This window comes from Pseudoxanthomonas sp. OG2 (genome assembly GCF_014192765.1).
GTDB lineage: Bacteria > Pseudomonadota > Gammaproteobacteria > Xanthomonadales > Xanthomonadaceae > Pseudoxanthomonas_A > Pseudoxanthomonas_A beigongshangi.
Map to the genome: position 1 here is coordinate 1,500,681 of NZ_JACHYM010000001.1, position 24,950 is coordinate 1,525,630.

A 24,950-nucleotide genomic window follows, 5' to 3' on the forward strand; every position below is an offset into this window, starting at 1 on the left:
TCCATTTGCGCTCTCCGGCCGGCTCAAGGCAAGGACTGGGGCTCGATGCGCTGCTCGATTGCGCCAAAAATGGAATCGCCGTCACTATTCAGCATTTCAATGCGAACCACGTCACCGAACTTCATGAACGGCGTGCTCGGCTTGCCGTCCCGCAGGGTCTCCACCGTGCGTCGCTCGGCGAAGCAGGACGCGCCCTTGGAGACGTCCTCGTTGGCGATCGTGCCCGAACCCACCAGGGTGCCGGCCGAGAGCGGGCGGGTCTTGGCGGCATGGGCGACCAGTTGGGCGAAGTCGAACTGCATGTCCACGCCGGCCTCCGGCGCGCCGAACCATTCGCCGTTGATATGGGTCAGCAGCGGGAGGTGCACCTTGTTGCCGCGCCACACGTCACCGAGTTCGTCGGGCGTGACGAACACCGGCGACAGCGCCGAACGCGGCTTGGACTGCAGGAAGCCGAAGCCCTTGGCCAGTTCCGGCGGAATCAGGTTGCGCAGCGATACATCGTTGACCAAGCCGATCAGCTGGATGTGTCCTGCCGCCTGCTCGGGAGTGACGGCCATCGGCACGTCGTCGGTGACCACGAGGATTTCCGCTTCCAGATCGATGCCGTAGTCCTCGCTGACCACCCGGACCGGATCGCGCGGGCCGTGGAAGCCGGCGCTGGTGGCCTGGTACATCAGCGGGTCGGTATAGAAGCTTTCCGGCACTTCGGCGTTGCGGGCACGCCGCACCCGCTCGACATGCGGCAGGTAGGCGCTGCCGTCGACGAATTCGTACGCACGCGGCAGCGGCGCGGCCAGCGCCTTGTGATCCAGATCGAACACCCCGTCGGCGTCGCCATGGTTGAGTGACTCGGACAGGGCATTGAGGCGCGGCGCGACATTGGACCAGTCTTCCAGCGCCTGCTGCAGGGTCGCGGCGATGCCGGTCGCGCGCACGGCGCGGGCCAGGTCACGGGACACCACCACCAGCGTGCCGTCGCGGCCGCCTTCCTTCAAAGAACCCAGTTTCATCGCTCTGCGGACCTCTGCTGATTATGGTTTCAATTGTAACTACCCGCGCGCCACGCTGTCAGTCGCCCTGGAAGCCATCCGCGCGGAAAGTCAGTACCAGCGTATCGCGGTGACCCGCCTGCCCTTCAACGGGCTGGATGGGGGTGGATTCGTGGATCACCCGGGCATCATCCAGGAACATCAGTGACCAAGGCGCTTCCAGTGTGAAGCGCTGCCCGTCCGGGCCAGCCGCCTCGAACACCCGGGTTTCGCCGCCCTTGATGCCGACCCGATCCACCAGCATCACCGCCACGAAATCCACGCCGTCGCGATGGGCGCCCTCGGGCGTGGGGCGGCCGATGCCGTCGGTGGTGTCGATGCGGAACTGGTGGGCCTCGACATACCAGGCACGCGCGCCTTTCAGCTCGGAGCAGACCCGGCCCAGCGCCATCAGCAGATGCCGCCACAGCGGATGGCCAGCGGTTTCCGGCCGCATCGGCTCGAACCAGCGGCGCATGCCACCGTGCAGCGCGTTGTAGTCCAGCGACTGCCAATGCGCGCGATGTGGCGCCTGGCCCAACTCATCGCCCTCGACGACGAAACAGGAATGCCGCCGTCGCCGATAGCGTCCGCCGTCCTTCAGATACTCATCGACCACCAGGTGGTCCCAGTCCGGCTTGAACACGTCCAGGGCGGGGACCGGAAAGCCGCACAGTTCGCCGACGGCGGCCGGCTCGAGCACGGCATAGCCGCGCTGGCGCATCTGCGGCAGCAGTTGCGCGGCGGGAATGAAGGGCGGCAGGAACGTCGCGACCATCGCATGGTCCTCGGCAAAAGCAAAAACCCGCACGAGGCGGGCTTTTGCTGGATTCCGGTTCCCTGGCGAGGCCAGAGTGACCGGTCTTCGAATTGGCAGCCCCGGATGGATTCGAACCACCGAATGCCTGAGTCAGAGTCAGGTGCCTTACCGCTTGGCGACGGGGCTGTAAAACGTGTGGAGCGTAGTTTAGCGCTTCGAGAACTGGGTTGCACGACGTGCTTTGTGCAGACCGACCTTCTTGCGCTCGACCTCGCGGGCGTCGCGGGTCACGAAGCCGGCCTTGCGCAGCTCGGTCTTCAGGGTTTCGTCATATTCCACCAGCGCGCGGGCGATGCCCAGGCGGATGGCGCCGGCCTGGCCGGTGGTACCGCCGCCGGAAGCGGTGGCGACGATGTCGAAATTCTCGGTGTTCTTGGTCAGTTCCAGCGGCTGGCGCACGATCATGCGCGCGGTCTCACGGCCAAAGAACTCGTCCAGCGGACGGCCATTGACGGTGATGTTGCCGGTGCCCTTGCGCAGGAACACGCGGGCGGTGGAAGACTTGCGACGGCCGGTGCCGTAGTTCTGAGTGATAGCCATGATTAGATGTCCAGGACCTGCGGCTGCTGAGCGGCGTGCGGATGATTCGGGCCGGCGTAGACCTTGAGCTTGCGGTACATGTCGCGGCCCAGCGGGCCCTTCGGCAGCATGCCCTTCACGGCGGTCTCGATCACGCGCTCCGGATGACGTTCCAGCGCCTGCGCCAGGGTTTCCGTCTTCAGGTTGCCGATGTAGCCGGTGAAGCGGTGGTACTTCTTGTCCGCCAGCTTGTTGCCGGTCACCGCGATCTTCTCGGCGTTGATCACGACGAGGTAATCGCCGGTATCGACGTGCGGGGTGTAGACGGGCTTGTGCTTGCCACGCAGGCGGCGGGCCAGTTCGGTGGACAGACGGCCGAGCGTCTTGCCGGTGGCGTCGACGAGATACCAGTCGCGCTGGACGGTCTCGGACTTGGCGGTGAAGGTCTTCATGACGGAACTCTAGGTGTGGGTCGGGCGGATTGCGCCGGCGGGCGCCGACGGAACTTTGCCACGCGATGTGAAGGGTGGAGCGAAAGAAGCGGGATTGTACTGGTCGGTCGAGCGGCGTGCAAGTCGGCCCCCTGGCGGAATCCGGGCGGCGGCGCTCGCCGGGTTGGCAGGGGAAGCGGCGGGGGCGAGAATCCGTCCTCCCCACTCGCCACTGCCCGTCCCATGCGTCCGATCCGCCTGCACACCCCGCTGGACCAGTTCCTGATCGAGACCCAGCGCGCCCTGGAAACCGTGTTCGGCAGCCCGGCCGCGCAGCGCCCGAACCCGGCCGGGGACACCCCGGAGGTCGAACTGGACGCCGGCGAGCGCCGCCACGCGGCCGGACTGATGCGGATCAACCATGTCGGCGAGGTCTGCGCGCAGGGCCTGTACTTCGGCCAGGCGGCCGTCGCACGCGACGATGCGACGAAGGCCCACCTGCTGGAAGCCGCCCAGGAGGAGACCGACCACCTGGCCTGGTGCGCCGACCGCCTGCGCGAACTGGACAGCCGGCCGAGCCTGTTCAATCCGCTCTGGTACGGCGGCAGCTACGCCCTGGGCGCGCTCGCGGGCCTGCGCGGCGACGGCTGGAGCCTGGGTTTCGTGGTGGAAACCGAACACCAGGTCGAAGCGCACCTGGACGAGCATCTGGAAACCCTGCCGGAGGCGGATCTGCGCAGCCGCGAGATCCTCAAGGTGATGAAGGCCGACGAGGCCCGCCACGCCGAGCACGCCGAACAGGCCGGCGCGCGGGTGTTGCCACCGCCGATTCCCACCCTGATGGCCGCCGCCTCGCGGTTCATGAAGACGGTCGCCTACCGCCTGTAGCTGGTCCGGAAAGCCATCTTTACGGCCCCACCGCCCCGCCCCCCGCTTCTCGCCCTTTCCTGAAGCGACAGGATCCGCCGGCACGTCCGTCCCGATTGGAGTCACGGCAAATGGGTCCCGGCCTTGCCCGGGACCACGGCGTATCGCCATGCGCCAGCCGGAAACGGCGATGGCGCCCGGGGCCACTTACCCGTTCGAGGTGAGCTTGAGCCCGGCGATGCCGGCGATGATCAGGCCGATGCAGACCAGCCGCGCCACCGTGGCCGGCTCCTTCAGCACCAGCATGCCGAGCAGGGCGGTGCCCACGGCGCCGATGCCCACCCAGATCGCGTAACCGGTGCCGAGCGGGATCTGCTTGAGCGCCGTCGCCAGCAGCCAGAAGCTGGCCACCATCGCGACCACCGTGATCAGGCTCGGCCACAGCCGGCTGAAACCTTCCGAATACTTCAGGCCCATCGCCCACACCACTTCCAGCAGGCCGGCCAGCACCAGATATACCCACGCCATACGTCTTTCCTCCAGGTTGTGCCCGGGCCGCCAACGAAAAAGCGGCCCGGAACTTTCGCTCCGGACCGCCGTCGGTCCTGCTTTCGCGGCCTGCGGGCCGCGGGCGGGTCGTCCCGCCTGATTTGCGCGCCAGTGTGAACCCGCGCGCCCGAACCGGATGTAACCGGCGCGGGCCCGCCGATTACTCGGACAGGTTGCGCCCGTGGAACAGTTCCTCGATCTCGCGCTTGAGCAGCGCCTCGATCTTCATCCGTTCCTTGAACGACAGGTTCTTGGCCTTCTCTTCGAACAGGTACTGATCCAGATCGAAGTCCTTCAGGTGCATCTTCGTGTGGAAGATGTTTTCCTGGTAGACGTTGACGTCGAACATCTCGTAGCGCGACTTGATGTTGTTCGCCAGGAAGTTCTGGATCGAGTTGATCTTGTGATCGATGTAGTGCTTCTTGCCCTTCACGTCGCGGGTGAAGCCACGCACCCGGTAGTCCATGATGACAATGTCGGACTCCAGGCTCTCGATCAGGTAGTTCAGCGCCTTCAGCGGCGAAATCACGCCGCAGGTGGCGACGTCGATGTCGGCGCGGAACGTGGCGATGCCGTGCTGCGGATGGGTCTCCGGATAGGTGTGCACGGTGATGTGGCTCTTGTCCATGTGCGCCACCACCGCGTCGGAGATGATCTCCTTGCCTGCCTGCTTCTTGTCGATCACCGGTTCTTCGGAGATCAGGATCGTCACCGACGCACCCTGCGGGTCGTAGTCCTGGCGGGCCACGTTGAGGATGTTGGCACCGATGATCTCCGCCACATCCGTCAGGATCTGGGTGAGGCGATCGGCGTTGTACTCTTCGTCGATGTATTCGATGTAGCGCTGGCGCTCGTCTTCGGAAACGGCGTAGCACACGTCATAGATGTTGAAGCTCAGCGCCTTGGTGAGGTTGTTGAAACCTTGCAGCCTGAGGCGAGGCAGTGGTTTTACCACGGCAGCGGTCCCTCTTTGGGGGTAATGGGGAAGGGGCGGAATTATGGGGCAAACGACGTGACAACGAAATGTCCGGGGCCGACGGCCGGCCGACGCGGGTTTGGCCCGGCGCTTGCATGGCCCGGGTTTGCCGTCCGGGGCGTATTGGGACTAAGCTTCCTGAATTCACCGCCCCGACCATCATGAGCCCTGGCCTGCCTCTTTCCGCCCCCGCTCGCACCGCCGCCAGCCCGCTGACGCCGGATGCAGCCACGATCGAGCGTTTCCTCGCCCACAGCCATCGCCGGCGCTATCCCGCTCGGGCCGATGTGTTCCGCCCGGGGGATCCCGCCGGCACACTCTACTATGTGGTCAGCGGTTCCGTGAGCATCATCACGGAAGAAGATGACGACCGCGAGTTGGTGCTCGGCTATTTCGGCGGCGGCGAGTTCGTCGGCGAGATGGGCCTGTTCATCGAGTCCGACCGGCGGGAAGTCATCCTGCGGACCCGGACCCAGTGCGAACTAGCCGAGATCAGCTACGAGCGCCTGCACCAGTTGTTCCTGGGCTCGCTGTCGGCGGATGCGCCCAAGCTGCTCTACGCCATCGGCGCTCAGCTTTCGCGCCGGTTGCTGGATACCAGCAGGAAAGCCAGCCGGCTGGCCTTCCTGGACGTCACCGACCGCATCGTGCGCACCCTGCACGATCTGGCCCGCGAGCCGGAGGCGATGAGCCATCCGCAGGGTACCCAGCTGCGCGTGTCGCGCCAGGAACTGGCCCGTCTGGTGGGCTGCTCCCGCGAGATGGCAGGCCGCGTGCTGAAGAAGCTGCAGGCCGACGGTACGCTGCATGCGCGCGGCAAGACCGTGGTGCTGTACGGCACGCGCTGACGGGTCACATTGATTTGCTCCGCCGGGTCCAGATGGACCCGGCCTCCCCGCCTCCGGTTATCCTGACCGCGCAAACTGGGCATTCCTGCCCCACGGGAAGCGCTGGATGGCGTTTGGAAGCGAGTTCTACTGGTTCATCCTCATCGGCCTGGGCGCGCAACTGGTGGATGGCGCGCTGGGCATGGCCTTCGGGCTGGTCTCCTCGTCGATCCTGCTGGGCATGGGCCTGCCGCCGGCGGCGGTGAGCGCCAGCGTCCACACGGCCGAGGTCTTCACCACGGGCGTCTCGGGCGCCTCGCATGCCTATTTCCGCAACATCGACAAGCGCCTGTTCTGGCGCCTGACCCTGTCCGGCGCGCTCGGCGGGGTGATTGGCGCCTACGTGCTCACCCGGCTGCCCGGCGAGGCCATCCGTCCCTTCGTCTACCTGTACCTGCTGTTGCTGTCGATCCTGATCCTGCTGCGCTCGTTCGGCCGCTTCATGCCGAAAAAGCAGATCCAGCGGGTGCCCGTGCTGGGCTTTTTCGCCGGACTGCTGGATGCCAGCGGCGGCGGCGGCTGGGGCCCGTTGGCGACCTCCACCCTGCTTGCCGGCGGCGGCAAGGCGCGCACCACCATCGGCACGGTCAACGCGGCCGAGTTCGTCATCACCCTCGCCGTTTCGCTGACCTTCTTCCTGACCATCGGCCTGCAGCACCTGGAAATCGTGCTGGGCCTGCTGATCGGCGGCGTGCTCGCCGCACCGCTGGCGGCCTATCTGGTGCGCCATGTGCCGGAGCGCGTCGTGCTGACCGTGGTGGGCGTGCTGGTCCTGTGCATCAGCCTGTACCACATCGGCGCGGCCTGGCTGTTCTGAGCGCTGGGCAAGCCGGGCCGCGCCCGCTAACGTATCCGCCACGTTTCCCGCCGCGAGCCGCCCCGCCATGCAATGCCCCAAGTGCCACCACGCGATGGAGCGACTGAACCTGCCCGAGGCCGACGTGCACCGCTGCACGCACTGCAAGGGATTGTGGTTCGACATGCGTACCCATGAACTCCTGAAGGAGCGCGTGGACGAGATCGATACCGGAGATCCGGCGCAGGGCGAAAAATGCAACGACGTCGACCGCATCCAGTGCCCCGTCTGCATCGGCCACTGGGATCTGGTGCGCATGGTCGATCCGCAGCAGCCGCACATCTGGTTCGAGAGCTGCAAGAACTGCTACGGGCGGTTCTATGACGCCGGCGAGTACCAGGATTTCGTCCATCACGACCTGATGGACCTGATCAGGGATTGGAACGCTCCCGAGCGACTGTAAGTTTCGCCCGTTCCGTCAGGACACCGGCTCGCCACCGCGATCACGGCAGCCCCAGTTGAGGATCGGCGTGCCGGCCGGCAATACCCGCCGGAACATTTCGATCCGGCCAGGTTTCGGGTTGACCACCACCGGGGCGCGCGCGGCCTTGAGCAGCGGCAGATCGGCGCTGCTGTCCGAATAGGCCACGGCGACTTCGCCATAGCCGCGTTCGCGCAACATCCGCATCTTTTCCTCGTTGTGGCAATGACGGGTCGCGACCACCGCGCCCAGGCGCGGCCCCACCGCGGTGCCGATCACCGGCACGTCCTCGTGGGCGACGAAGCTGAGGATCGCCCGCGCCAGTTCCGGTGGTGCGCCGGTGGCCACCACCACCCGGTCACCGGACGCGCGATGCTGGCGGAATACCTCCAGCGCCACCGGCAGCAGTCGCTGCCGCACTTCCTCGCGATGGGTGGCGACGTAGCGATCGATCAATGAGTCGAAGCTTCGGCGCCCATGCAGGCCAAAGGTACCGATCCAGATGTAGCCGGAAATGCCATGCCGGCGGGTTGGCAGGAAGGCCACCATCGGGCCCAGCACCACCGAGGCGAGGATCGCCACGGCGGCACGCAGCGGGTTGCGCCTGATCAGCCAGGTCACCAGATGGCCGCCGGAATCGCCGGCGTACAGGGTATGGTCGAAATCGAACACCACCAGCGGCGCCTCGGGACGCGGCTTCGGGTAGGAAAGATCGCTCATGACGCGAAGAATAGCTGACGCAACGCCTCGCCCGGTTCGTCCGCGCGCATGAAGGTCTCGCCGACCAGGAACGCGTTGACCCCGGCCGCGCGCATCCGTGCCACATCGTCCGGTACCAGGATGCCGCTCTCGGTCACCAGCAGCCGGTCGCGCGGCACCGCGTCCTTCATCGCCAACGTGGTCTCCAGCGAGACTTCGAAGGTGCGCAGGTTGCGGTTGTTGATGCCGACCAGCGGCACCGGCACCTGCAGGGCACGCTCCAGTTCGTCGATATCGTGCACTTCCACCAGCACGTCCATGTCCAGCTGCATCGCCAGGCCGGACAGATCGACCAGTTGGTTGTCATCCAGCGCGGCGACGATCAGCAGGATGCAGTCGGCCCCCAGCACGCGCGCTTCGTATACCTGGTAGGGATCGATGGTGAAGTCCTTGCGCAGGACCGGCAGCGTGCAGGCCTCGCGTGCCTGCCGCAGGTAGTCGTCGGCGCCCTGGAAGAAATCCACGTCGGTCAGCACCGACAGGCAGGCCGCGCCGCCGAACTCGTAGCCCACCGCGATGTCGGCCGGGCGGAAGTCGGGCCGGATCACGCCCTTGGACGGACTGGCCTTCTTCACCTCCGCAATCACCGCCGGGTCGCCCTGCGCGATCATCGCGTTGAGCGCATCGGCGAAGCCGCGCGTGTCGGGCACGTCGGCGGCACGCGCGACCAGTTCGGCCAGCGGCACGCGGGCGCTGCGCTCGGCGATTTCCCCGGTCTTGCGGGCGAGGATGGTGTTGAGGATGTCGCTCATGGGGTTCCGATCAATGTCCAGTCTTCGGTGGTGCGGCGGCGCGGGAAGTCCTAGCCGCGATCCCAGCCGTAGGCGCGTTCCACCTTGGCCACGCGCAGTTCGAAGTGATCGTACCAGTCGCGCCGGCCCTGCTCCCGCGCCGCGGTGTGCTCGGCGTGCTGCCGCCAGGCGCGGATCGCGTCCTCGCTGTCCCAGTACGCCACGGTGATGCCGAAGCCGTCAGCCCCCCGGGTCGACTCGATGCCCAGGAAGCCCGGCTGCTGCACGGCCAGTTCGACCATCCGCTGGGCCATCGCGCCATAGCCCGGATCATCCTGGCCGTTGCGTTGAGAGGAAAAGATCACCGCGTAGTACGGCGGCTTGGGGAGCTGGGCGAAACCGTTGCCTGCCATGTCTACTTCCCTTCCCCGGCCAGGCGCCGGGTGGTCTCGACGAAGGATTGCAGCCGCGCGGCCGCGCGACCGTCGGTGATGGCTTCACGTGCGCGGACGATGCCGTCCTCGATGCTGCCGGCCACGCCGGCCACGTACAGCGCCGCCCCGGCATTGAGCGCGACGATATCGCGTGCCGGTCCGGGCTTGTTGTCCAGCACGCCCAGCAGGATCGCCTTCGACTCGGCGGCATCGGCCACGCGCAGGTTGCGGCTGGCGGACATGGCGATGCCGAAATCCTCCGGATGCACTTCGTACTCGCGCACCACGCCGTCGCGCAGTTCGCCGACCAGGGTGGCCGCGCCCAGCGACAGTTCGTCCATGCCGTCCCGGCCCCACACCACCAGCGCGCGTTCGGCGCCCAGTTCTTGCATCACCCGCGCCTGGATGCCGACCAGGTCGGGATGGAACACGCCCATCAGGATGTTGGGCGCGCCGGCCGGATTGGTCAGCGGACCGAGGATGTTGAAGATCGTGCGCACGCCCATTTCGCGGCGGACCGGGGCGACCACCTTCATCGCCGGATGATGGACCGGCGCGAACATGAAGCCGATGCCGGCCTGTTCGATGGAACTCGCCACCTGTTCCGGTTGCAGTTCGATCGCCGCGCCCAGTGCTTCCAGCACGTCGGCGCTGCCGGACTTGGAGGACACGCTGCGGTTGCCGTGCTTGGCGACCTTGGCGCCGGCCGCCGCGGCCACGAACATCGAACAGGTGGAGATGTTGAAGGTGTGCGAGCCGTCGCCGCCGGTGCCGACGATATCGACCAGATGGCGGGTGTCGGCAATCGGCACCGGCCGCGAGAACTCGCGCATCACCGTGGCGGCGCCGGCGATCTCGCCGACGGTTTCCTTCTTGACCCGCAGGCCGGTGAGGATGGCCGAGGTCATCGTCGGCGACACGTCGCCGCGCATGATCTGGCGCATCAGGTCGACCATCTCGTCGTGGAAGATCTCGCGGTGCTCGATGGTCCGTTGCAGCGCTTCCTGGGGGGTAAGGGGCATGGTGTGATTCCCGCGTGGCTGGTTGGCGGCGTGGGGCGGCCGACCGGTGGCGCTATCGTTCAAGGAAATTCTTGAGCAGGGCGTGGCCATGCTCGGTCAGGATGGACTCGGGGTGGAACTGCACGCCTTCCACCGGGAACTCCCGGTGACGCAGTCCCATGATCTCCTCGAACGAGCCGTCCTCGTTCTCGGTCCAGGCGGTGATCTCCAGCGCGTCCGGCAGCGAGCCGCGCTCGACCACCAGCGAGTGGTAGCGGGTGGCCTCGTAGGCATCCGGCAAACCGGCGAACACGCCCCGACCCTCGTGACGGATGCGCGAGGTCTTGCCGTGCATGATCTGGCCGGCGCGGATCACCTTGCCGCCGTAGGCCTGGCCGATGCTCTGGTGGCCCAGGCACACGCCGAGGATCGGCGTATTCCGTCCCAGCGATTCAATCACGTCCAGCGAGACACCGGCCTCGTTGGGCGTGCACGGACCGGGCGAAATGACGATGCGTTCCGGCGCGAGCCGCACGATTTCGTCCACCGTCAGCGCATCGTTGCGCACCACCTTCACCTCGGCGCCCAGCGACTGCAGGTACTGCACGAGGTTGTAGGTGAAGCTGTCGTAGTTGTCGATCATCAGGAGCATGCGGAACTCCCCTCTTTCATTTCGATGGAAAGAGGAATGCGGGGGGCTAGGGTGCGATCAGGAAGATCGCGTACACGTTTTCGGTGAAGGTGAGGGTGCCGGCCGCGAGGCTTTCCGCCTGCAGCGGCGGTGCCGCGGGGGCCGGCGGCAGGTAGGTATCGGCCGGCCTGGGCTCCATGGCCGCCACGGGACCACTGGGCCATGTTCCCGCTTGCACGCCATAGGCAAAATCCGGGGCCACATCGGAAATGCTGTACAGGCCACGAATCCGGGTACCGTATGCCTTGGCCAGCTGCTCGGCCGTATGCCGGGTTTGCTCACCGGCTTCGCGTTTGAGCTGCCCGCGCAAGCTGGCCTCTGCGGAGTAGCCCGGTTCGAGACTGGCGATCTGGAGCTCGGGACTGGCCTTGATTTGCGCCAGGAAAGCCTGCGTATCTTCCAACCGGGAAAAGGTTCCAAGGACCTTCCGGCGCACCTGGCTTCCCTTGAACTCCCGCTTGTTGTCGCGCCAATCATAGTCAGGGGAAACACTCAGGGAGGATGCCTGCAGGGAGTCTTCGATCACCTGATTGCGCTTGAAGGCCTCGATGACCTGGGCGGCGCTGGCCTGCACCTTCCGCCTGGCGGCGTCGGTGTCCAGGTCAGTCACCTGCAGGTCCAGGGAAACAGTGAAGCGATCCGGCACCACCGTGCGCGTGCCCTGCCCCTTGACCAACAGATGCGGCAGGGCCGGCAAGGCATTCATCTGCGCGGCGGCCAGCATCGGGGCGGACAGGAACACTATCGCCCACAACAATCGATTCATCATTCGCATCGGTACAGCTCCTTCGTCCCGTGGATTCTCACAATCCCTTCGCCGCTTCGGCCACCGCGCGGAACAGCGCGCGGCCCTTGTTCATCGTCTCGTCCCATTCCTTGTCCGGATCCGAGTCGTAGACGATGCCGGCGCCGGCCTGCACGTGCAGGCGGCCGTCCTTGATCACCGCGGTGCGGATGGCGATGGCGGTGTCGGCATCGCCATGCCAGCCGATGTAGCCGATGCTGCCGGCGTAGACGTTGCGCTTGATCGGTTCCAGTTCGCGGATCACTTCCAGCGCGCGAATCTTCGGCGCGCCGCTGACGGTGCCGGCCGGGAAGGTCGCGCGCAGCACGTCGGCATAGCTCAGGCCCGGCAGCAGCCGGCCGGTCACCTCGCTGACGATATGCATGACGTGGCTGTAGCGTTCGATGACGAACTGCTCGCCCACCTGCACGGTCCCCGCCTCGGAGACCCGGCCGGCATCGTTGCGGCCGAGGTCAATCAGCATCAAGTGTTCGGCGCGCTCCTTGGGATCGGCCAGCAGCTCGGCTTCCAGCGCCAGGTCCTCGTCGTGGGTGCGGCCGCGTGGACGGGTGCCGGCGATCGGACGCACGGTGACCTCGCCGTCCTGCAGGCGTACCAGGATTTCCGGCGACGAACCGACCACCTGGACGTCGCCCACATCGAGGAAATACATGTAGGGCGACGGATTCAGCGCACGCAGGGCGCGGTACACGTCCACCGGACGCGCGCTGAACGGCACGCTCAGCCGCTGCGAGAGCACCACCTGGAAGATGTCGCCGGCGCGGATGTAGTCCTTGGACTTTTCCACCGCGGCGATGAAGCCCTCGCGGGTGAAGCCGGAGACGAAGTGGCTTTCATCCAGCACATCGCGGGTGATGGGCGCCGGATAGCCCGCGCCGGGCTGGCGCAGCTTGGCGGTGAGCGCGTCCAGGCGCGCCTGCGCGCCTTCCCAGGCGCCGTCCTCGCGCGGATCGGCGTGCACGATCAGGTACAGGCGCCCCTTGAGGTTGTCGAACACCGCAAGTTCTTCCGACAGCATCAACAGGATGTCAGGGGTATCGAGTTCGTCGGGCTTGTCGCCGCCGCTCAGGCGCGGCTCGATATAGCCGATGCACTCGAAACCGAACCAGCCCACGAGCCCGCCGGTGAAACCGGGTAGCCCTTCCAGTCGCGGCACGGTATGCGCGGCGCGCAGGGACTCGATCTCGGCGAAAGGGTCGGCCACTTCGCGGCGTTCCACGAGTTCGCCGCGTTCGCGGATTTCCAGCGTGTGCCCGCGGAAGCTGATCACCCGCCGCGCCGGCAGGCCGATGATCGAATAGCGGCCGAAACGCTCGCCGCCTTCCACCGATTCGAACAGGTAGGTATGCGGGGCGTCGGCGAGTTTCAGGTAGACCGAGAGCGGCGTGTCCAGGTCGGACAGCACTTCACGGACAACGGGGATGCGGGTGTGACCTTCAGCGGCGTGGCGCTGGAACTGCTCGAGCGAAATCAAGACGGCTTTCCTTCCGGGACGCGGGGGCATGGCAGACGACGGCAACGGGCCACCATCGCCAGCAGCGGCGTGCGGAAGAAACGGAAAGCGGGGTCGTCTGGCTGAACACGGGGCTACTCTACCCGATGGCCGGGCCGCGGGGCCAGTCCTCGGGGCTGCGGATCACTGGGTGGAAATGGGTCCCGGCTTTCGCTGGGATGGTGGGAGGCGGACTTTAAATCGTCCTCTGGTGGAGGCTGGATATGGTCCGACGCGAAATCCGTCGCCATCCAGCGAACGCTGGGTCAGCCGTGCGCCAGCAGCGGACAGTCGGGTGGCAGGTGCATGCGCAGACGGCCGGGGACGCAGGTGATGCGGAAATGCCGTGAACGCACCGGTTCGCCGTCGAGGTTGAGTGTGATGGGTTCGGCTGCCGACAACTCGACCCAGGGCAGGCGCGCATGCGTGGCGATCCGCTCCAGCGCCTCGCGCTTGCCATGGGTCAGGAGGGTTCCCACGGTCGCGCCCACTTCCCCGTTGAGCGTCGGCACGATGGTCAGATCGAGTTGTCCGTCGTTGGCGACGGCATCCGGACACAGCGCCTGACCGCCGCCGGCCTGGCGCCCGTTGCCGATGCCCAGGGCGATGAACTCGCCGCCCCAGGCGAAATCCGGGCCGCGCAGTTCCGCCACGATCGGCTCGATGCGGCCGAGGCGGGCAATCCCCGTGACCAGATAGGCCAGCCCGCCCAGCACTTTCTTCAGGCCTTCATCGGTTTCCACGGTCACTTCCGTGCCGAACCCGCCACTGGCCAGGTTGGCGCACCAATGGACCTCGTCGCCAGTTTCGATCCTCAGCAGATCGATTGGCACCGCGGGTTCGGCGGCCGCCAGTCCCAGCGCGTCTCCGGGCTCGGGCGGGATGCCGGCCGCGGCGGCGAAGTCGTTGGCCGTGCCCATCGGCACCAGGGCCAGCGTGGGAAGCGCGTCGGCGGTTTCCTCGCGATGGGCCAGGGCGGTCGCCACCTCGCTCAGGGTTCCGTCGCCTCCGGCGGCCACCAGCGTGTCCACGCCTTCGGCGATTGCTTCGGATACGTGGCGTTCGGCGTCGCCGGCTTCCCAGGTCACCCGCACTTCCAGCGTGATCCCGCGTTCGCGCCAGTGCGCGACCGCCGCGCGCAGGGCATCGTCGCCCGCCGCTTTGCCATTGAGGATGAGACGCCAGCGCGCTGTCTGCATGAAGGAGGATGAAGAAGGGGATGGGGAACGCTAGCAGGTCACGCGCACCGGCAGGTTAACGCGTGGGCGCGGGGAGGATGCGGAATGCCTGCCCGGCAGCGGTCGCGGGCAGTCGTGCAGGTGCCGTTGCTTTCGTTCCCGCTTGGGTCGATCCCGGCGCACATTGCGCAACCGCCTGAACTGCCGTGATGAGGCCCGGCTGTCATCCGGGTGTCATCCGGCGCCGGTAGCGTAGAAAGTCATAGCAGGGACGATGGGCGGAGGCAGGATCAGCCTCCAATTTTCCGAAAGGCGGTGGCCATTGGCCACCGCCTTTCTTCTTGGCCGGGATTTGACGGCCGGGGCAGCGGAGCAAGCTCCGCTCTACCGTCTACGTGGAGCCGAGCTTGCTCGGCTGCTCTTCGTGCGGAACCAAACCTCGCACAGCGGAGCAAGCTCCGCTCTACTCAGCGGGCGGCGGCGACGGCTTCGCGCATGCGGCGGATGACGTCGGCGTAGTCCGGCGCGTTGAAGATCGCCGAGCCGGCGACGAAGGTGTCGGCGCCGGCTGCGGCGATTTCGCCGATGTTGTCGGCCTTCACCCCGCCGTCGATTTCCAGCCGGATGGCCTTGCCGGAGGCATCGATCTTTTCGCGGACCGCACGCAGCTTGTCGAGCGCGGAAGGAATGAACGCCTGGCCGCCGAAGCCGGGATTCACCGACATCAGCAGGACCAGATCCAGGTCCGCCAGCACCCAGTCCAGCACGTCCACCGGCGTGGCCGGATTCAGCACCAGCCCGGCCTTGCAGCCGTGCGACTTGATCAGCTGCACCGTGCGATGGACATGACGCGAGGCCTCGGGATGGAAGCTGATGATGCTGGCGCCGGCCTCGGCGAAGTCCGGGATGATCCGATCCACCGGTTCCACCATCAGGTGCACGTCGATCGGCGCGGTGACGCCGTGCTTGCGCAGGGCCTGGCATACCATCGGGCCGATGGTGAGGTTGGGGACGTAGTGGTTGTCCATCACGTCGAAGTGCACCCAGTCGGCGCCGGCGGCGATCACGTTGTCGACTTCCTCGCCCAGCCTGGCGAAGTCGGCGGACAGGATGGAGGGGGCAATCAGGCAATCGGACATGGGGCTCTCGTCGGGTCGGTGCGGCGGGAAGGCGCGGCGCGTTCAGCGCCGGCGCAGGGTCTTGATGCGGTCGTAGGCGGCATTGATTTCGCCGGCCTTGCGCTCGGCCTGGCGGCGCAGTTCCTCGGCGGCGCCCGCGTACTTGTCGGGGTGGTACTGGGAAATCAGCCGGCGGTAGGCCTGGTCGATCTCGGCGTCGGTGGCGTCGCTGGTGAGGTTGAACACCCGGTAGGGGTTGTCCCGGGACAGCTTGAACCAGTCCTCGTCGAAGGCATGGCCGATCAGCAGCCCGATCAGGCCGCCCACCGGGTGCCGCATCAGCAGCCAGCCGGCGATGAATCCGAGCAATTTGCCGTACCAGCGCTTCATCCGGGCGGGGTTTCCGTGAAATTGGCGGCCATTTTACGGCACAGCGGCCCGGCATCGCCGTACACTACGCGGCCCGGCCGGGTTCCGGGCACGCCCAGGCGGCTTGCGGGACACGGAGCGGGGAGGACTTCGGGTGCGCTGCGCGCGCCCTTCCGACCGAAATCCGGACTCCCCGAGGAGTATTTGTGCCGACGACGTTGCTTCAATCCGATCTGCCCGGCCTGCCGTTGCGCCACCGCGGCAAGGTCCGCGATGTATTCGACATTCCCCGCGAGCGTCTGCCCGCCGACGCGCCGCCTGGCGACTACCTGCTGATGGTAGCCACCGATCGCCTCAGCGCGTTCGACGTGGTGCTGCCGGATCCGATTCCCGGCAAGGGCGAGATGCTCTGCCAGATCTCCAACTTTTGGTTCGCCAAGACCGCCCACCTGCTGCCCAACCACCTGACCGGCATCGACGTGGCCAGCGTGCTGCCCGCAGGCGTGGATCCCGCGCTGTACGCGAAGCGCGCGGTGGTGACCCGCAGGCTCAAGCCGGTGCCGGTGGAAGCCATCGCCCGCGGCTACCTGATCGGCAGCGGCTGGAAGGACTACCAGCGCACGGGCAAGGTCAGTGGCATCGAGCTGCCCGACGGCCTGCGCCAGGCCGAACGTCTGGCGGAACCGATTTTCACGCCCTCCACCAAGGCGGCGGTCGGCGACCACGACGAGAACATCGATTTCGACGCGATGGTCAAGACCGTGGGCGCGGAACTGGCCGAGCGCGTGCGCGACGCCACCCTGCGCATCTACCGCTACGCCGCCGAGTACGCGGCCGAGCGCGGCATCCTGCTGGCCGACACCAAGTTCGAGTTCGGTACCGACGCCGACGGCCGCCTGTACATCATGGACGAGATGCTGACCCCCGATTCCTCGCGCTACTGGCCGGCGGATCAGTACGAGGTCGGCACCAGCCCGCCGAGCTACGACAAGCAGTTCGTGCGCGACTACCTGGAAACGCTGGACTGGGACAAGACCGCGCCGGGCCCGCGCCTGCCCGCCGAAGTCATCGAACGCACCCGCGCGAAGTACGCCGAAGCGCTGCTGCGGCTGGCTGATCTGCGGCTGGATTGATCGCAGGCAAAAGCCCGCACCCAGAGCCCGTTCCTGCGGTTCGGGCCGCGGGCCGGTCGGGCGGCGTTCACCGCGGCGTGGGCTAGCATCCCGGTCCCGTGCCGCGCACGCCGCCTGTCCCGCCGCCATGAATCCGGGTTACCTGTACCTGGCCGTCGCCATCGTCGCCGAGGTCATCGCCACCAGCGCGCTCAAATCGGCGGAGGGCTTCACCCGCCTCGGCCCCTCGCTGCTGGTGGCGGCCGGCTACGGCATCGCCTTCTACTGCCTGTCGCAGGTGATGAAGACCGTTCCGGTCGGGGTCGCCTACGCGATCTGGTCCGGCGCCGGCATCGTCCTCATCGCCCTGGTCGGCTGGCTGGTGCTCAAGCAGGCGCTCGACCTGCCCGCCGTGCTCGGCATGGGCCTGATCGTGGCCGGGGTCGCGGTCATCCAGTTGTTCTCGCGGGTTTCCACCCACTAGTCCGCCCACCCGGGGCCGGGTGGCGACGCGCGCCGCCCGCGCCTGCGCTATGCTCCATACCCTGCCGCATCGACATCCTCGGGAGGGATGCATGAACGCGACCGCGCAACGCCCGGTGGACCGCTGGTTCGCCAGTTACTCCGGCGACCACCAGAACGTCACCAACCAGAAGATCCACCTCTTCGCCGTCCCCGCCATCCTGTGGACGGTGGTCGCGCTGCTGTGGTGCATCCCCGTGTTCGGCACCTGGATGAAGTCCGGCATCTGGGCGGCGCTGGCGATGTTCGGTGCGTGGATGTTCTACAACCGGATGTCGCGCCCGCTCGGCCTGGGCATGCTGGCGATCTTCGTGGCGATGGCCTGGCTGACCCGCTGGCTGGAAGGCATGCTGGGGGTCGCGAACCTGTTCTGGCTGGCCCTGGGCGTATTCGTGGTCGCCTGGATCGCGCAGTTCATCGGCCACAAGATCGAAGGCCGCAAACCGAGTTTCCTCACCGATCTCACCTACCTGCTGATCGGGCCGGCCTGGGTCCTGGCCAAGTTCTACCGGGTGATGGGCTGGCGTTACTGATCGGGATGCGCCGCGCTCAGCGCGGCAGCATGTCCGCATCCGGCTGGAAACCGCGCGGCGCGTAGCCGAAATCCTGTCGCGCCGGCCCGGCGTCGAACACCAGGTCCTCGCGCATACGCGCCACCGCCGCACCCGTCAGGCCCTGCAAGCGTCCGCTCGCGCGCGCCGCCAGGACCGCGGCGGCAAACAGCGGCGACGGCAGCACGATCAGGCGCGGCGGAGGCTGCAGCGCGGCCAGCGTGCGTCGGACCATTTCGCGATAGACCACGGTTTCGCCACCGGGCAACGCATAGGCCTTGGCGTGCGTGGCCGCCACATCCACCACCGCCTGGGCGGCCGCGGCCAGGTCCGCCACATGGACCGGCTGGCGCCGCCCGCGCGCATTGGCAGGCAACACGAAGAATCCGCTGCGCCGTGCCATCGCCGCGATTCGCGACAGGGTCTGGTCGCTGCCCGCGCCATAGACCAGCGTGGGACGCAGCACCGTGGCCTGCGCCCCCCGCAGCGTCGCCGTCCCGAACACCCGCGCTTCGGCATCCCGCAGGCGTCCGGCCAAATCACGCTCGCCACTGTCGGCGGAAGCGTGCTTGGTCTCGACGCTGGTGGACCCGAAGGCCACCACGCGCGGACATGCCATTCGCGCGTCCGCGTACCAATGTGAAAAACGATCCAGCGGACCAGTGCTGAAAATCACGTCGACCCGCTCGGGGAGTTCCGGCATCGCGTCGAACTCCCCTCGCAACCAGTGAACGCCGGACTGTTGCTCGCGCGATTGCCGTGACACGGCGTAACTGCGCCAACCCGCCGCGCGCAGACGCGCCAGCAGGGCCGCGCCGATCTGTCCGGTGCCGCCGAAGATCAGGGCGCTGCGGGACTGCGAAGACATGGAATGCACGTTTCCCCGTGGATGAACGAGATGGCCGGAACCGGTGCAAAGCATAGCGAAGCCGCCATTCCGCGTGCGTTGCCCTGTTAAACTCGGGTCAACACCCGCCATCGAAGTCCGACGAGTGTCCGCATCTCTCGACCTGCTCCTGTGCCTGCCGTTCCTGATCGCCCTGCTCATCGCACTGTGGCGACCCAAGTCGCGCAGCATGGCGGCCTGGCTGGCCGGCGCGGCGCCATTGCTGGGCCTGGGCCTGCTGGCGACGATGACGCCGGAGATCCTGCAAGGCGGCGTCGTGCGCGCCGAGCATCCCTGGATTCCCCAGCTTGGCCTCGCCTTCGGCCTGCGCCTGGACGGCCTGGCCTGGACTTTCGCCGGGCTGGTGCTGGCGATCGGCGCGCTGGTGGTGATGTATGCGCACTACTACCTGAGCCCGCGCGATTCGGCGGTGCGCCTGTATGCGTACCTGCTGCTGTTCATGGGCTCCATGCTCGGCGTGGTGCTGGCCGGCAACCTGATCCTGTTGCTGGTGTTCTGGGAGATGACCAGCATCAGTTCGTTCCTGCTGATCGGTTACTGGCACCAGCGCCAGGACGCCCGCGAGGGCGCGCGCATGGCGCTGGCGATCACCGGCGGTGGCGGCCTGGCGCTGCTGGCCGGCGCGCTGCTGCTGGGCCATATCGTCGGCAGTTACCAACTGGATGACGTGCTCGCCGCCGGCCCGCAGATCCGCGCGCACGCGCTGTATCCGCTGACCCTGGTACTGGTGCTGCTGGGCGTGTTCACCAAGAGCGCGCAGTTTCCGTTCCACTTCTGGCTGCCGCACGCGATGGCCGCGCCGACGCCGGTTTCGGCCTACCTGCATTCGGCGACGATGGTGAAGGCCGGCGTGTTCCTGCTGGCGCGCCTGCACCCTGCCCTGGCCGGCAGTGAACTGTTCTTCTACCTGGTCAGCGCGATCGGCGCGGCGACGCTGCTGATCGGCGCCTGGCAGGCGATCTTCCAGCAGGACATCAAGGGCCTGCTGGCCTATTCGACCATCTCGCATCTGGGCCTGATCACGTTGCTGTTCGGCCTCTCCACCCCGATGGCGGTGGTCGCCGGCCTGTTCCACATCCTCAACCACGCGGTGTTCAAGGCCTCGCTGTTCATGGCCGCCGGCATCATCGATCACGAGACCGGCACCCGCGACATGCGCCGGCTCGGTGGCCTGCGCCATTACCTGCCGTTCACCAGCGCGCTGGCGATCATCGCCAGCCTGGCGATGGCCGGCGTGCCGCTGCTCAACGGTTTCCTGTCCAAGGAAATGTTCTTCGCCGAGACGCTGGACATGAGCGACGCGCACGCGACCATGCGCTCGGCGATGAGCCTGGTCGCGGTGCTGGCCGGCATCTTCGGCGTCGCCTACAGCCTGCGCTTCGTCCACGACACGTTCTTCGGCAAGGGCCCCCGCGCGCTGGAGCACGAGCCGCACGAGCCCGCGCGCTGGATGAAGATCCCGGTCGAGATCCTGGTGGTGTTGTGCCTGATCGTGGGCATCGTCCCGGCCTGGACCATCGCCCCGGTGCTGGAGGCGGCGGTGCGCGGCACGCTCGGCGCCGCCGCGCCGACCTACAGCCTGGCGGTCTGGCACGGCTTCAACCTGCCGCTGCTGATGAGCGTGGTCAGCCTGGTCGGCGGCGTGGCGCTGTATTTCGGCCTGCGCCGGTTGCTGGATCTGCACGCGATCGTCCGCCAGTCGCTGGGACGGCGCATCTTCCTGTTCAACGTCGAGGCGCTGTTCGCGCTGGCGCAGCGGCTGACCCGGCGCATCGCCAACGGCAGCCTGCAGCGCAGCCTGGCCTGGCTGGTGCTGGCGGCGATCGCGGTCGGACTGGCGCCGTTCCTGTCCGGCGGCGCTTCCATCGAATGGCGCGCGCCGCAACCGATGCCGCCGCTGGGCTGGGTGCTGTGGCTGGTGCTGGCGGCCTGCGCGATCACCTCGCTGCGCTGGTACCGGCAGCGCCTGGTGGTGCTGATCCTGCTGGGCGGCGCGGGACTGGCGGTCAGCCTGACCTTCGTGTTCCTGTCGGCGCCGGATCTGGCGCTGACCCAGTTGCTGGTGGAAATGGTCAGCCTGCCGCTGCTGCTGCTGGGCATGCATTACCTGCCGTTCCGCTCGCCGCCGGAGCGCAACGCGGCGCGGCGCTGGCGCGATATCGTGATCGCCCTGGTCGCCGGTACCGGCGTGGCGGTGCTGGCCTACGCGGCGATGACCCGGCCGGCCGGCGGCATCGGCGAGGAAATGCTGGCGCGCTCGTTGCCGGAGGCGTTCGGCCACAATGTGGTCAATGTGATCCTGGTCGATTTCCGCGGTTTCGATACCTTCGGCGAGATCACGGTGTTCGGCATCGCCGCCCTGCTGGTGCATGCGCTGCTGCGGCGCGCGCGGATGGCGCCGGAGAAGATCATGCCCGGCCCGCCGATTCCACTGCCGGTGCCGGCGGATCTGGCCCAGATCATGTTCCCGCTGACGCTCACCGTCTCGTTCTTCCTGTTCCTGCGCGGGCACAACGCCCCCGGCGGCGGTTTCGTCGCCGGTCTGGTGCTGGCGGTGCCGCTGCTGATGCAGTACGTCATGCAGGGCGCCGCCTCGGTCGAGTCGCGCTTCGGTTTCGATTACGTGCGCTGCATCGGCGTGGGCCTGCTGGTGGCGGGGCTGGGCGGGGTCGCGCCGCTGCTGCTGGGGTACCCGTTCCTCACCAGCGGCCACGTCGTATGGACGCTGCCGCTGATCGGGGACCTGGAGCTGACCAGCGCGATGGTGTTCGACACCGGCGTCTACCTGGTGGTGTTCGGCGGCGCGATGCTGATTCTCTCGATGCTGGGCACGATCAAACCCTCGCGCACGCGGGAAGCGCGCGATGGTGTCATCGATCTTGACCGGCGCTCACTCCGGACCGGCGAGGTGGAACGCTGATGGAACTCGCCTTGGCCAGCACGATCGGCCTGCTCACCGCCTCCGGCGTGTACCTGTTGCTGCGCGCGCGCACTTTCGACGTCATCCTCGGGATGACCCTGCTCTCCTACGCCACCAACCTGCTGATCTTCGCCGGTGGCCGTGTGGTGGCCGGCAAGCCGCCGGTGCTGCGCGACGGCGTGGCGACCACCCTCGCCTACTACACAGACCCGCTGCCGCAGGCGCTGGTGCTGACCGCGATCGTGATCGCGTTCGCGATGACCGCGGTCAGCATCGTGCTGGCGATCCGCAGCCGCGCCGACAACGGCAGCGATCACGTCGACGGCGCCGCCGGCGAACGCCTGCACGAGGCGCGCGTGGACAGCTACCACGAAGACCGGCGGAGGAAGGCATGAGCCACCTGCCGCTGCTGCCGATCCTGGTCCCGCTGTTCGCCGCGGCGCTGGCGTTGTTCGCCGAGCACCGCCGTTTCGGCATGGTGCCGCAACGTTTGATTGCCGGTGTCTCGCTGGCCGCGCAGGTGCTGGTGGCGGTGTGCCTGCTGCGCGCGGTCGCAGACGGCACGGTGCTGGTCTATCTGCTCGGCGACTGGCCGGCGCGGCTGGGCATCAGCCTGATGGTGGATCGCCTGTCGGCGATGATGGTGCTGGTGTCGGTGCTGCTGGCGGTGGCCTGCCTGCTGCACGCCGGCGCCGGCTGGGATCGGCGCGCGCCGCATTTCCACGCCTTCTTCCAGTTCCAGCTGATGGGCCTGAACGGCGCGTTCCTGACCGGCGATCTGTTCAACCTGTTCGTGTTCTTCGAAGTGCTGCTGATCGCCTCCTATGGACTGATGCTCAGCGGCGGGCGCGGCGATCGCATGCGCGCCGGTTTCCACTACGTCAGCGTCAACATCGCCGCCTCGACCCTGTTCCTGATGGCGCTGGGCCTGCTGTACGCGCTGCTCGGCTCGCTCAACATGGCCGAGATGTCGACGAAGATCGCGCAGGCGCCGGCCGCCGATCTGCCGCTGATCCAGGCCGCCGCCGGCCTGCTGCTGCTGGTGTTCTGCACCAAGGCGGCGCTGCTGCCGATGTACCTGTGGCTGCCGCAGACCTACACCCACGCACCGGCCGCGGTCGCGGGACTGTTCGCGATCATGACCAAGGTCGGCCTGTACGCGGTGCTGCGGGTATGCCTGCTGCTGTTCGGCGCGTCGGCCGGCGCGCTGGCTGGATTCGCCTGGGACTGGCTGCTGCCGGCCGGCGTGATCACGCTGGCCCTGGCCTCGCTGGGAGTGATGGCAGCGGTCAGGCTGCGCGCGCTGGCGGCCTACCTGGTGCTGGTGTCGGCGGCGACCTTGTTCATCGCCTTCGCGCTGGCCCGCGAAGGCACCATCGGCGCGGGACTCTACTACCTGGCGCACAGCACCTTCGCCGGCGCGTCGCTGTTCCTGATCGCGGATCTGGTCCGGCGCCAGCGCGGCGTCGATGGCGATCGCGGGGATCGCGGACTGCCGGTGCCGTCCAAGACCCTGCCCGGTCTGATGTTCCTGATCGCGGCGGTATCGCTGGCCGGCCTGCCACCGCTGTCGGGTTTCATCGGCAAGCTGGCGCTGCTGATGGCCACGGTCGAACAACGCTGGATCTGGGCGGCGCTGCTGGTGAGCAGTTTCCTGGTCCTGGTCGGCATGGCGCGCGCGGGCACGCGGCTGTTCTGGCGGGTGCCTCCGGGCGCCCAGGTTCCCGCACCATCGGGCACGATCGCGGCGCCGGCGCGCACGCTGGAAACCGCCGCCACCGTGCTGCTGCTCGGCTACGGCGTGGCGATGGTGCTGGCCGCCGCCCCGATCCTGGATTACACGCGAGCCGCCGCCGCCCAGTTGTTGTCGCCGGCCGACTATGTGGAACAGGTACGCGCGCAATTGCCGGCGATGAGGAAACCCTGATGAAGCGCTGGATTCCTTCCTGGCCGCTGAGCCTGACGATCTTCTGCTTCTGGCTGCTGATGAACTCGGCGCTCAGCTGGGGGCACGCCGTGCTGGCGGTGGTGCTGGCGATCGTCATCCCGCTGTTCGCCGCGCGCCTGGATCGCGAGTTCGCCCGGATCGGCCGCCTGCGCCAGGTGCCGCGCATGCTGTGGGTGCTGGGCTGGGACATTGTCCGTTCCAACATCGAAGTCGCGCGCCGCGTGCTGGGACCGGAGTCGGCGATCACGCCCGGCTTCGTCTGGGTGCCGCTGGACATCGGCAACATCCATGGCATCGCCGCGCTGACCAGCATCATCACCCTGACACCCGGCACCCTGTCGGCGGTGTTGTCGGACGACCGCCGCCATCTGCTCGTGCACGTGTTCGATCTGAAGGATCCGGAAGCGGTAGTCGCCCAGATCAAGCACCGCTACGAAGCGCCCCTGATGGAGATATTCCCATGACGCCCGAATCCATCGTCGCCGTGGCCATCGTCGGCTCCATGCACGTGGTCGGCCTGGCCATGCTGCTGGCGCTGTGGCGCCTGCTGCGCGGGCCGACCGTGCCGGATCGGATTCTCGCGCTGGATACCCTGTTCGTGGCCGGCATCGCCGAACTGATGCTGTTCGGCATGCACCTGGACACGCCAATCTACTTCGAGGCCGCGTTGATCATCGCGATGCTCGGCTTCGTCGGCACCGTGGTGCTGAGCAAGTACATCCTGCGCCGGGACATCGTCGAATGAACATGCTGATCGCCGTACTGCTCGCGACGCTGCTGGCCGTCGGCAGCTTCTTCATCCTGGTCGGTTCCTACGGACTGGCCAAGCTGTCGGATTTCTTCAAGCGCCTGCATGGCCCGACCAAGGCCAGCACGCTGGGCGTGGGTTGCGTGCTGCTGGCCTCGGTCGGCTACCACGCTTCACTGGGGCACGATCCGCAACCGCGTGAATTGCTGGTCACCGCGTTCCTGTTCATCACCGCGCCGATCAGCGCGCACCTGATGGCCAAGGCCGCGCTGTCGCTGAAGATGGCCACGCGCCCACCCGAACCCGG

General features: G+C 67.4%; 29 protein-coding genes, 1 tRNA gene and 1 pseudogene. 13 read left to right on the forward strand and 18 right to left on the reverse strand.

Annotation, left to right across the window (positions count from 1 at the left end; all coding sequences use genetic code 11):
- Window positions 1–23: 23 nt before the first annotated feature.
- The 5 genes from FHW78_RS07055 to rplM form a co-directional block, all read right to left on the reverse strand.
- Entirely contained in the window at window positions 24–1,013 is a 990-nt protein-coding gene (locus tag FHW78_RS07055) for a fumarylacetoacetate hydrolase family protein (RefSeq protein WP_183639159.1), read from the reverse strand.
- A gap of 58 nt (window positions 1,014–1,071) precedes the next feature.
- Window positions 1,072–1,809 carry a 2OG-Fe dioxygenase family protein gene (locus FHW78_RS07060; protein ID WP_183639161.1) on the reverse strand — a complete coding sequence of 246 codons (738 nt, stop codon included), beginning with the start codon at window positions 1,807–1,809 and terminating at the stop codon, window positions 1,072–1,074.
- 93 nt (window positions 1,810–1,902) lie between these two features.
- Window positions 1,903–1,977 (reverse strand) — tRNA-Gln (locus FHW78_RS07065).
- A gap of 21 nt (window positions 1,978–1,998) precedes the next feature.
- Window positions 1,999–2,391, reverse strand: a complete 393-nt coding sequence (gene rpsI / locus FHW78_RS07070) for a 30S ribosomal protein S9 (RefSeq protein ID WP_141455571.1) — start codon at window positions 2,389–2,391, stop codon at window positions 1,999–2,001.
- 2 nt (window positions 2,392–2,393) lie between these two features.
- Window positions 2,394–2,822 carry a 50S ribosomal protein L13 gene (rplM, locus tag FHW78_RS07075; protein ID WP_141455570.1) on the reverse strand — a complete coding sequence of 143 codons (429 nt, stop codon included), beginning with the start codon at window positions 2,820–2,822 and terminating at the stop codon, window positions 2,394–2,396.
- A gap of 222 nt (window positions 2,823–3,044) precedes the next feature.
- Between rplM and coq7 the strand changes: the two genes are divergently transcribed.
- Window positions 3,045–3,689 (forward strand): 2-polyprenyl-3-methyl-6-methoxy-1,4-benzoquinone monooxygenase, encoded by a 645-nt coding sequence (coq7, locus tag FHW78_RS07080; protein ID WP_183639163.1) that lies wholly within the window; start codon window positions 3,045–3,047, stop codon window positions 3,687–3,689.
- Window positions 3,690–3,875: 186 nt separating this feature from the next.
- Here coq7 and sugE read toward each other — a convergent pair whose 3' ends face one another.
- Both sugE and speD read right to left on the reverse strand, forming a co-directional pair.
- Entirely contained in the window at window positions 3,876–4,196 is a 321-nt protein-coding gene (gene sugE / locus FHW78_RS07085) for a quaternary ammonium compound efflux SMR transporter SugE (RefSeq protein WP_183639165.1), read from the reverse strand.
- A gap of 181 nt (window positions 4,197–4,377) precedes the next feature.
- Entirely contained in the window at window positions 4,378–5,172 is a 795-nt protein-coding gene (speD, locus tag FHW78_RS07090; protein WP_141455567.1) for an adenosylmethionine decarboxylase, read from the reverse strand.
- Window positions 5,173–5,354: 182 nt separating this feature from the next.
- Here speD and crp point away from each other — a divergent pair, with 182 nt between their 5' ends.
- The 3 genes from crp to FHW78_RS07105 all read left to right on the forward strand — a co-directional run bounded on the left by crp (window position 5,355) and on the right by FHW78_RS07105 (window position 7,339).
- Complete coding sequence (gene crp / locus FHW78_RS07095; RefSeq protein WP_141455566.1) at window positions 5,355–6,041, forward strand: cAMP-activated global transcriptional regulator CRP; 687 nt, start codon at window positions 5,355–5,357, stop codon at window positions 6,039–6,041.
- A gap of 106 nt (window positions 6,042–6,147) precedes the next feature.
- Window positions 6,148–6,897 (forward strand): sulfite exporter TauE/SafE family protein, encoded by a 750-nt coding sequence (locus tag FHW78_RS07100; protein ID WP_183639167.1) that lies wholly within the window; start codon window positions 6,148–6,150, stop codon window positions 6,895–6,897.
- 67 nt (window positions 6,898–6,964) lie between these two features.
- A complete protein-coding gene (locus tag FHW78_RS07105) occupies window positions 6,965–7,339 on the forward strand; it encodes a zf-TFIIB domain-containing protein (RefSeq protein ID WP_183639170.1) in 375 nt (124 codons plus the stop codon).
- Between the two features lie 15 nt (window positions 7,340–7,354).
- Here the strand turns inward: FHW78_RS07105 and FHW78_RS07110 are convergent, their stop codons facing one another.
- The 10 genes from FHW78_RS07110 to FHW78_RS07155 all read right to left on the reverse strand — a co-directional run bounded on the left by FHW78_RS07110 (window position 7,355) and on the right by FHW78_RS07155 (window position 15,956).
- Window positions 7,355–8,077 carry an HAD-IB family phosphatase gene (locus FHW78_RS07110; RefSeq protein ID WP_183639172.1) on the reverse strand — a complete coding sequence of 241 codons (723 nt, stop codon included), beginning with the start codon at window positions 8,075–8,077 and terminating at the stop codon, window positions 7,355–7,357.
- On the reverse strand, window positions 8,074–8,868 hold the full coding sequence (gene trpC, locus FHW78_RS07115) for an indole-3-glycerol phosphate synthase TrpC (protein ID WP_183639175.1): 795 nt from the start codon (window positions 8,866–8,868) through the stop codon (window positions 8,074–8,076). The genes FHW78_RS07110 and trpC overlap by 4 nt, the downstream gene beginning before the upstream one ends.
- Before the next feature lie 50 nt (window positions 8,869–8,918).
- A complete protein-coding gene (locus tag FHW78_RS07120; RefSeq protein WP_183639177.1) occupies window positions 8,919–9,260 on the reverse strand; it encodes an antibiotic biosynthesis monooxygenase in 342 nt (113 codons plus the stop codon).
- A 2-nt stretch (window positions 9,261–9,262) separates the two neighbouring features.
- Complete coding sequence (gene trpD / locus FHW78_RS07125; RefSeq protein WP_183639179.1) at window positions 9,263–10,303, reverse strand: anthranilate phosphoribosyltransferase; 1,041 nt, start codon at window positions 10,301–10,303, stop codon at window positions 9,263–9,265.
- Between the two features lie 52 nt (window positions 10,304–10,355).
- The gene (locus FHW78_RS07130; RefSeq protein WP_183639181.1) at window positions 10,356–10,934 is read right to left on the reverse strand and encodes an aminodeoxychorismate/anthranilate synthase component II; all 579 of its coding nucleotides are present in this window, start codon (window positions 10,932–10,934) and stop codon (window positions 10,356–10,358) included.
- Window positions 10,935–10,980: 46 nt separating this feature from the next.
- The gene (locus FHW78_RS07135) at window positions 10,981–11,739 is read right to left on the reverse strand and encodes an SIMPL domain-containing protein (RefSeq protein ID WP_225562314.1); all 759 of its coding nucleotides are present in this window, start codon (window positions 11,737–11,739) and stop codon (window positions 10,981–10,983) included.
- Between the two features lie 37 nt (window positions 11,740–11,776).
- Entirely contained in the window at window positions 11,777–13,252 is a 1,476-nt protein-coding gene (trpE, locus tag FHW78_RS07140; protein WP_183639185.1) for an anthranilate synthase component I, read from the reverse strand.
- Between the two features lie 284 nt (window positions 13,253–13,536).
- Window positions 13,537–14,469, reverse strand: coding sequence for a lipid kinase YegS (gene yegS, locus FHW78_RS07145; protein ID WP_183639187.1), 933 nt, complete (start codon window positions 14,467–14,469; stop codon window positions 13,537–13,539).
- Window positions 14,470–14,915: 446 nt separating this feature from the next.
- Window positions 14,916–15,587, reverse strand: a complete 672-nt coding sequence (gene rpe / locus FHW78_RS07150) for a ribulose-phosphate 3-epimerase (RefSeq protein ID WP_141455555.1) — start codon at window positions 15,585–15,587, stop codon at window positions 14,916–14,918.
- Between the two features lie 42 nt (window positions 15,588–15,629).
- Window positions 15,630–15,956: a DnaJ domain-containing protein gene (locus tag FHW78_RS07155; RefSeq protein ID WP_141455554.1), complete on the reverse strand. Its 327-nt coding sequence runs from the start codon at window positions 15,954–15,956 to the stop codon at window positions 15,630–15,632.
- Between the two features lie 185 nt (window positions 15,957–16,141).
- Between FHW78_RS07155 and FHW78_RS07160 the strand changes: the two genes are divergently transcribed.
- From FHW78_RS07160 to FHW78_RS07170, 3 genes are all read left to right on the forward strand, one after another.
- Window positions 16,142–17,068, forward strand: a complete 927-nt coding sequence (locus FHW78_RS07160; RefSeq protein WP_183639189.1) for a phosphoribosylaminoimidazolesuccinocarboxamide synthase — start codon at window positions 16,142–16,144, stop codon at window positions 17,066–17,068.
- Between the two features lie 127 nt (window positions 17,069–17,195).
- The gene (locus FHW78_RS07165) at window positions 17,196–17,531 is read left to right on the forward strand and encodes an SMR family transporter (protein WP_183639191.1); all 336 of its coding nucleotides are present in this window, start codon (window positions 17,196–17,198) and stop codon (window positions 17,529–17,531) included.
- 91 nt (window positions 17,532–17,622) lie between these two features.
- Window positions 17,623–18,102 (forward strand): Mpo1-like protein, encoded by a 480-nt coding sequence (locus FHW78_RS07170; RefSeq protein ID WP_183639193.1) that lies wholly within the window; start codon window positions 17,623–17,625, stop codon window positions 18,100–18,102.
- Between the two features lie 16 nt (window positions 18,103–18,118).
- Here FHW78_RS07170 and FHW78_RS07175 read toward each other — a convergent pair whose 3' ends face one another.
- Window positions 18,119–18,988 carry a nucleoside-diphosphate sugar epimerase gene (locus FHW78_RS07175; protein ID WP_225562315.1) on the reverse strand — a complete coding sequence of 290 codons (870 nt, stop codon included), beginning with the start codon at window positions 18,986–18,988 and terminating at the stop codon, window positions 18,119–18,121.
- A 124-nt stretch (window positions 18,989–19,112) separates the two neighbouring features.
- Here FHW78_RS07175 and FHW78_RS07180 point away from each other — a divergent pair, with 124 nt between their 5' ends.
- The 6 genes and pseudogenes from FHW78_RS07180 to FHW78_RS07205 form a co-directional block, all read left to right on the forward strand.
- Entirely contained in the window at window positions 19,113–21,947 is a 2,835-nt protein-coding gene (locus tag FHW78_RS07180) for a monovalent cation/H+ antiporter subunit A (RefSeq protein WP_183639197.1), read from the forward strand.
- Window positions 21,947–22,342 carry a Na+/H+ antiporter subunit C gene (locus FHW78_RS07185; protein WP_183639199.1) on the forward strand — a complete coding sequence of 132 codons (396 nt, stop codon included), beginning with the start codon at window positions 21,947–21,949 and terminating at the stop codon, window positions 22,340–22,342. Before FHW78_RS07180 ends, FHW78_RS07185 begins: the two co-directional genes overlap by 1 nt.
- Complete coding sequence (locus FHW78_RS07190) at window positions 22,339–23,874, forward strand: monovalent cation/H+ antiporter subunit D (RefSeq protein WP_183639201.1); 1,536 nt, start codon at window positions 22,339–22,341, stop codon at window positions 23,872–23,874. Before FHW78_RS07185 ends, FHW78_RS07190 begins: the two co-directional genes overlap by 4 nt.
- Complete coding sequence (locus tag FHW78_RS07195) at window positions 23,874–24,359, forward strand: Na+/H+ antiporter subunit E (RefSeq protein ID WP_183639203.1); 486 nt, start codon at window positions 23,874–23,876, stop codon at window positions 24,357–24,359. Before FHW78_RS07190 ends, FHW78_RS07195 begins: the two co-directional genes overlap by 1 nt.
- Window positions 24,356–24,640, forward strand: coding sequence for a K+/H+ antiporter subunit F (locus FHW78_RS07200; protein WP_141455545.1), 285 nt, complete (start codon window positions 24,356–24,358; stop codon window positions 24,638–24,640). The genes FHW78_RS07195 and FHW78_RS07200 overlap by 4 nt, the downstream gene beginning before the upstream one ends.
- Window positions 24,637–24,921, forward strand: a pseudogene (locus FHW78_RS07205) (Na+/H+ antiporter subunit G); the annotation flags it as partial. The gene FHW78_RS07200 and the pseudogene FHW78_RS07205, both read left to right, overlap by 4 nt.
- Window positions 24,922–24,950 lie beyond the last annotated feature (29 nt).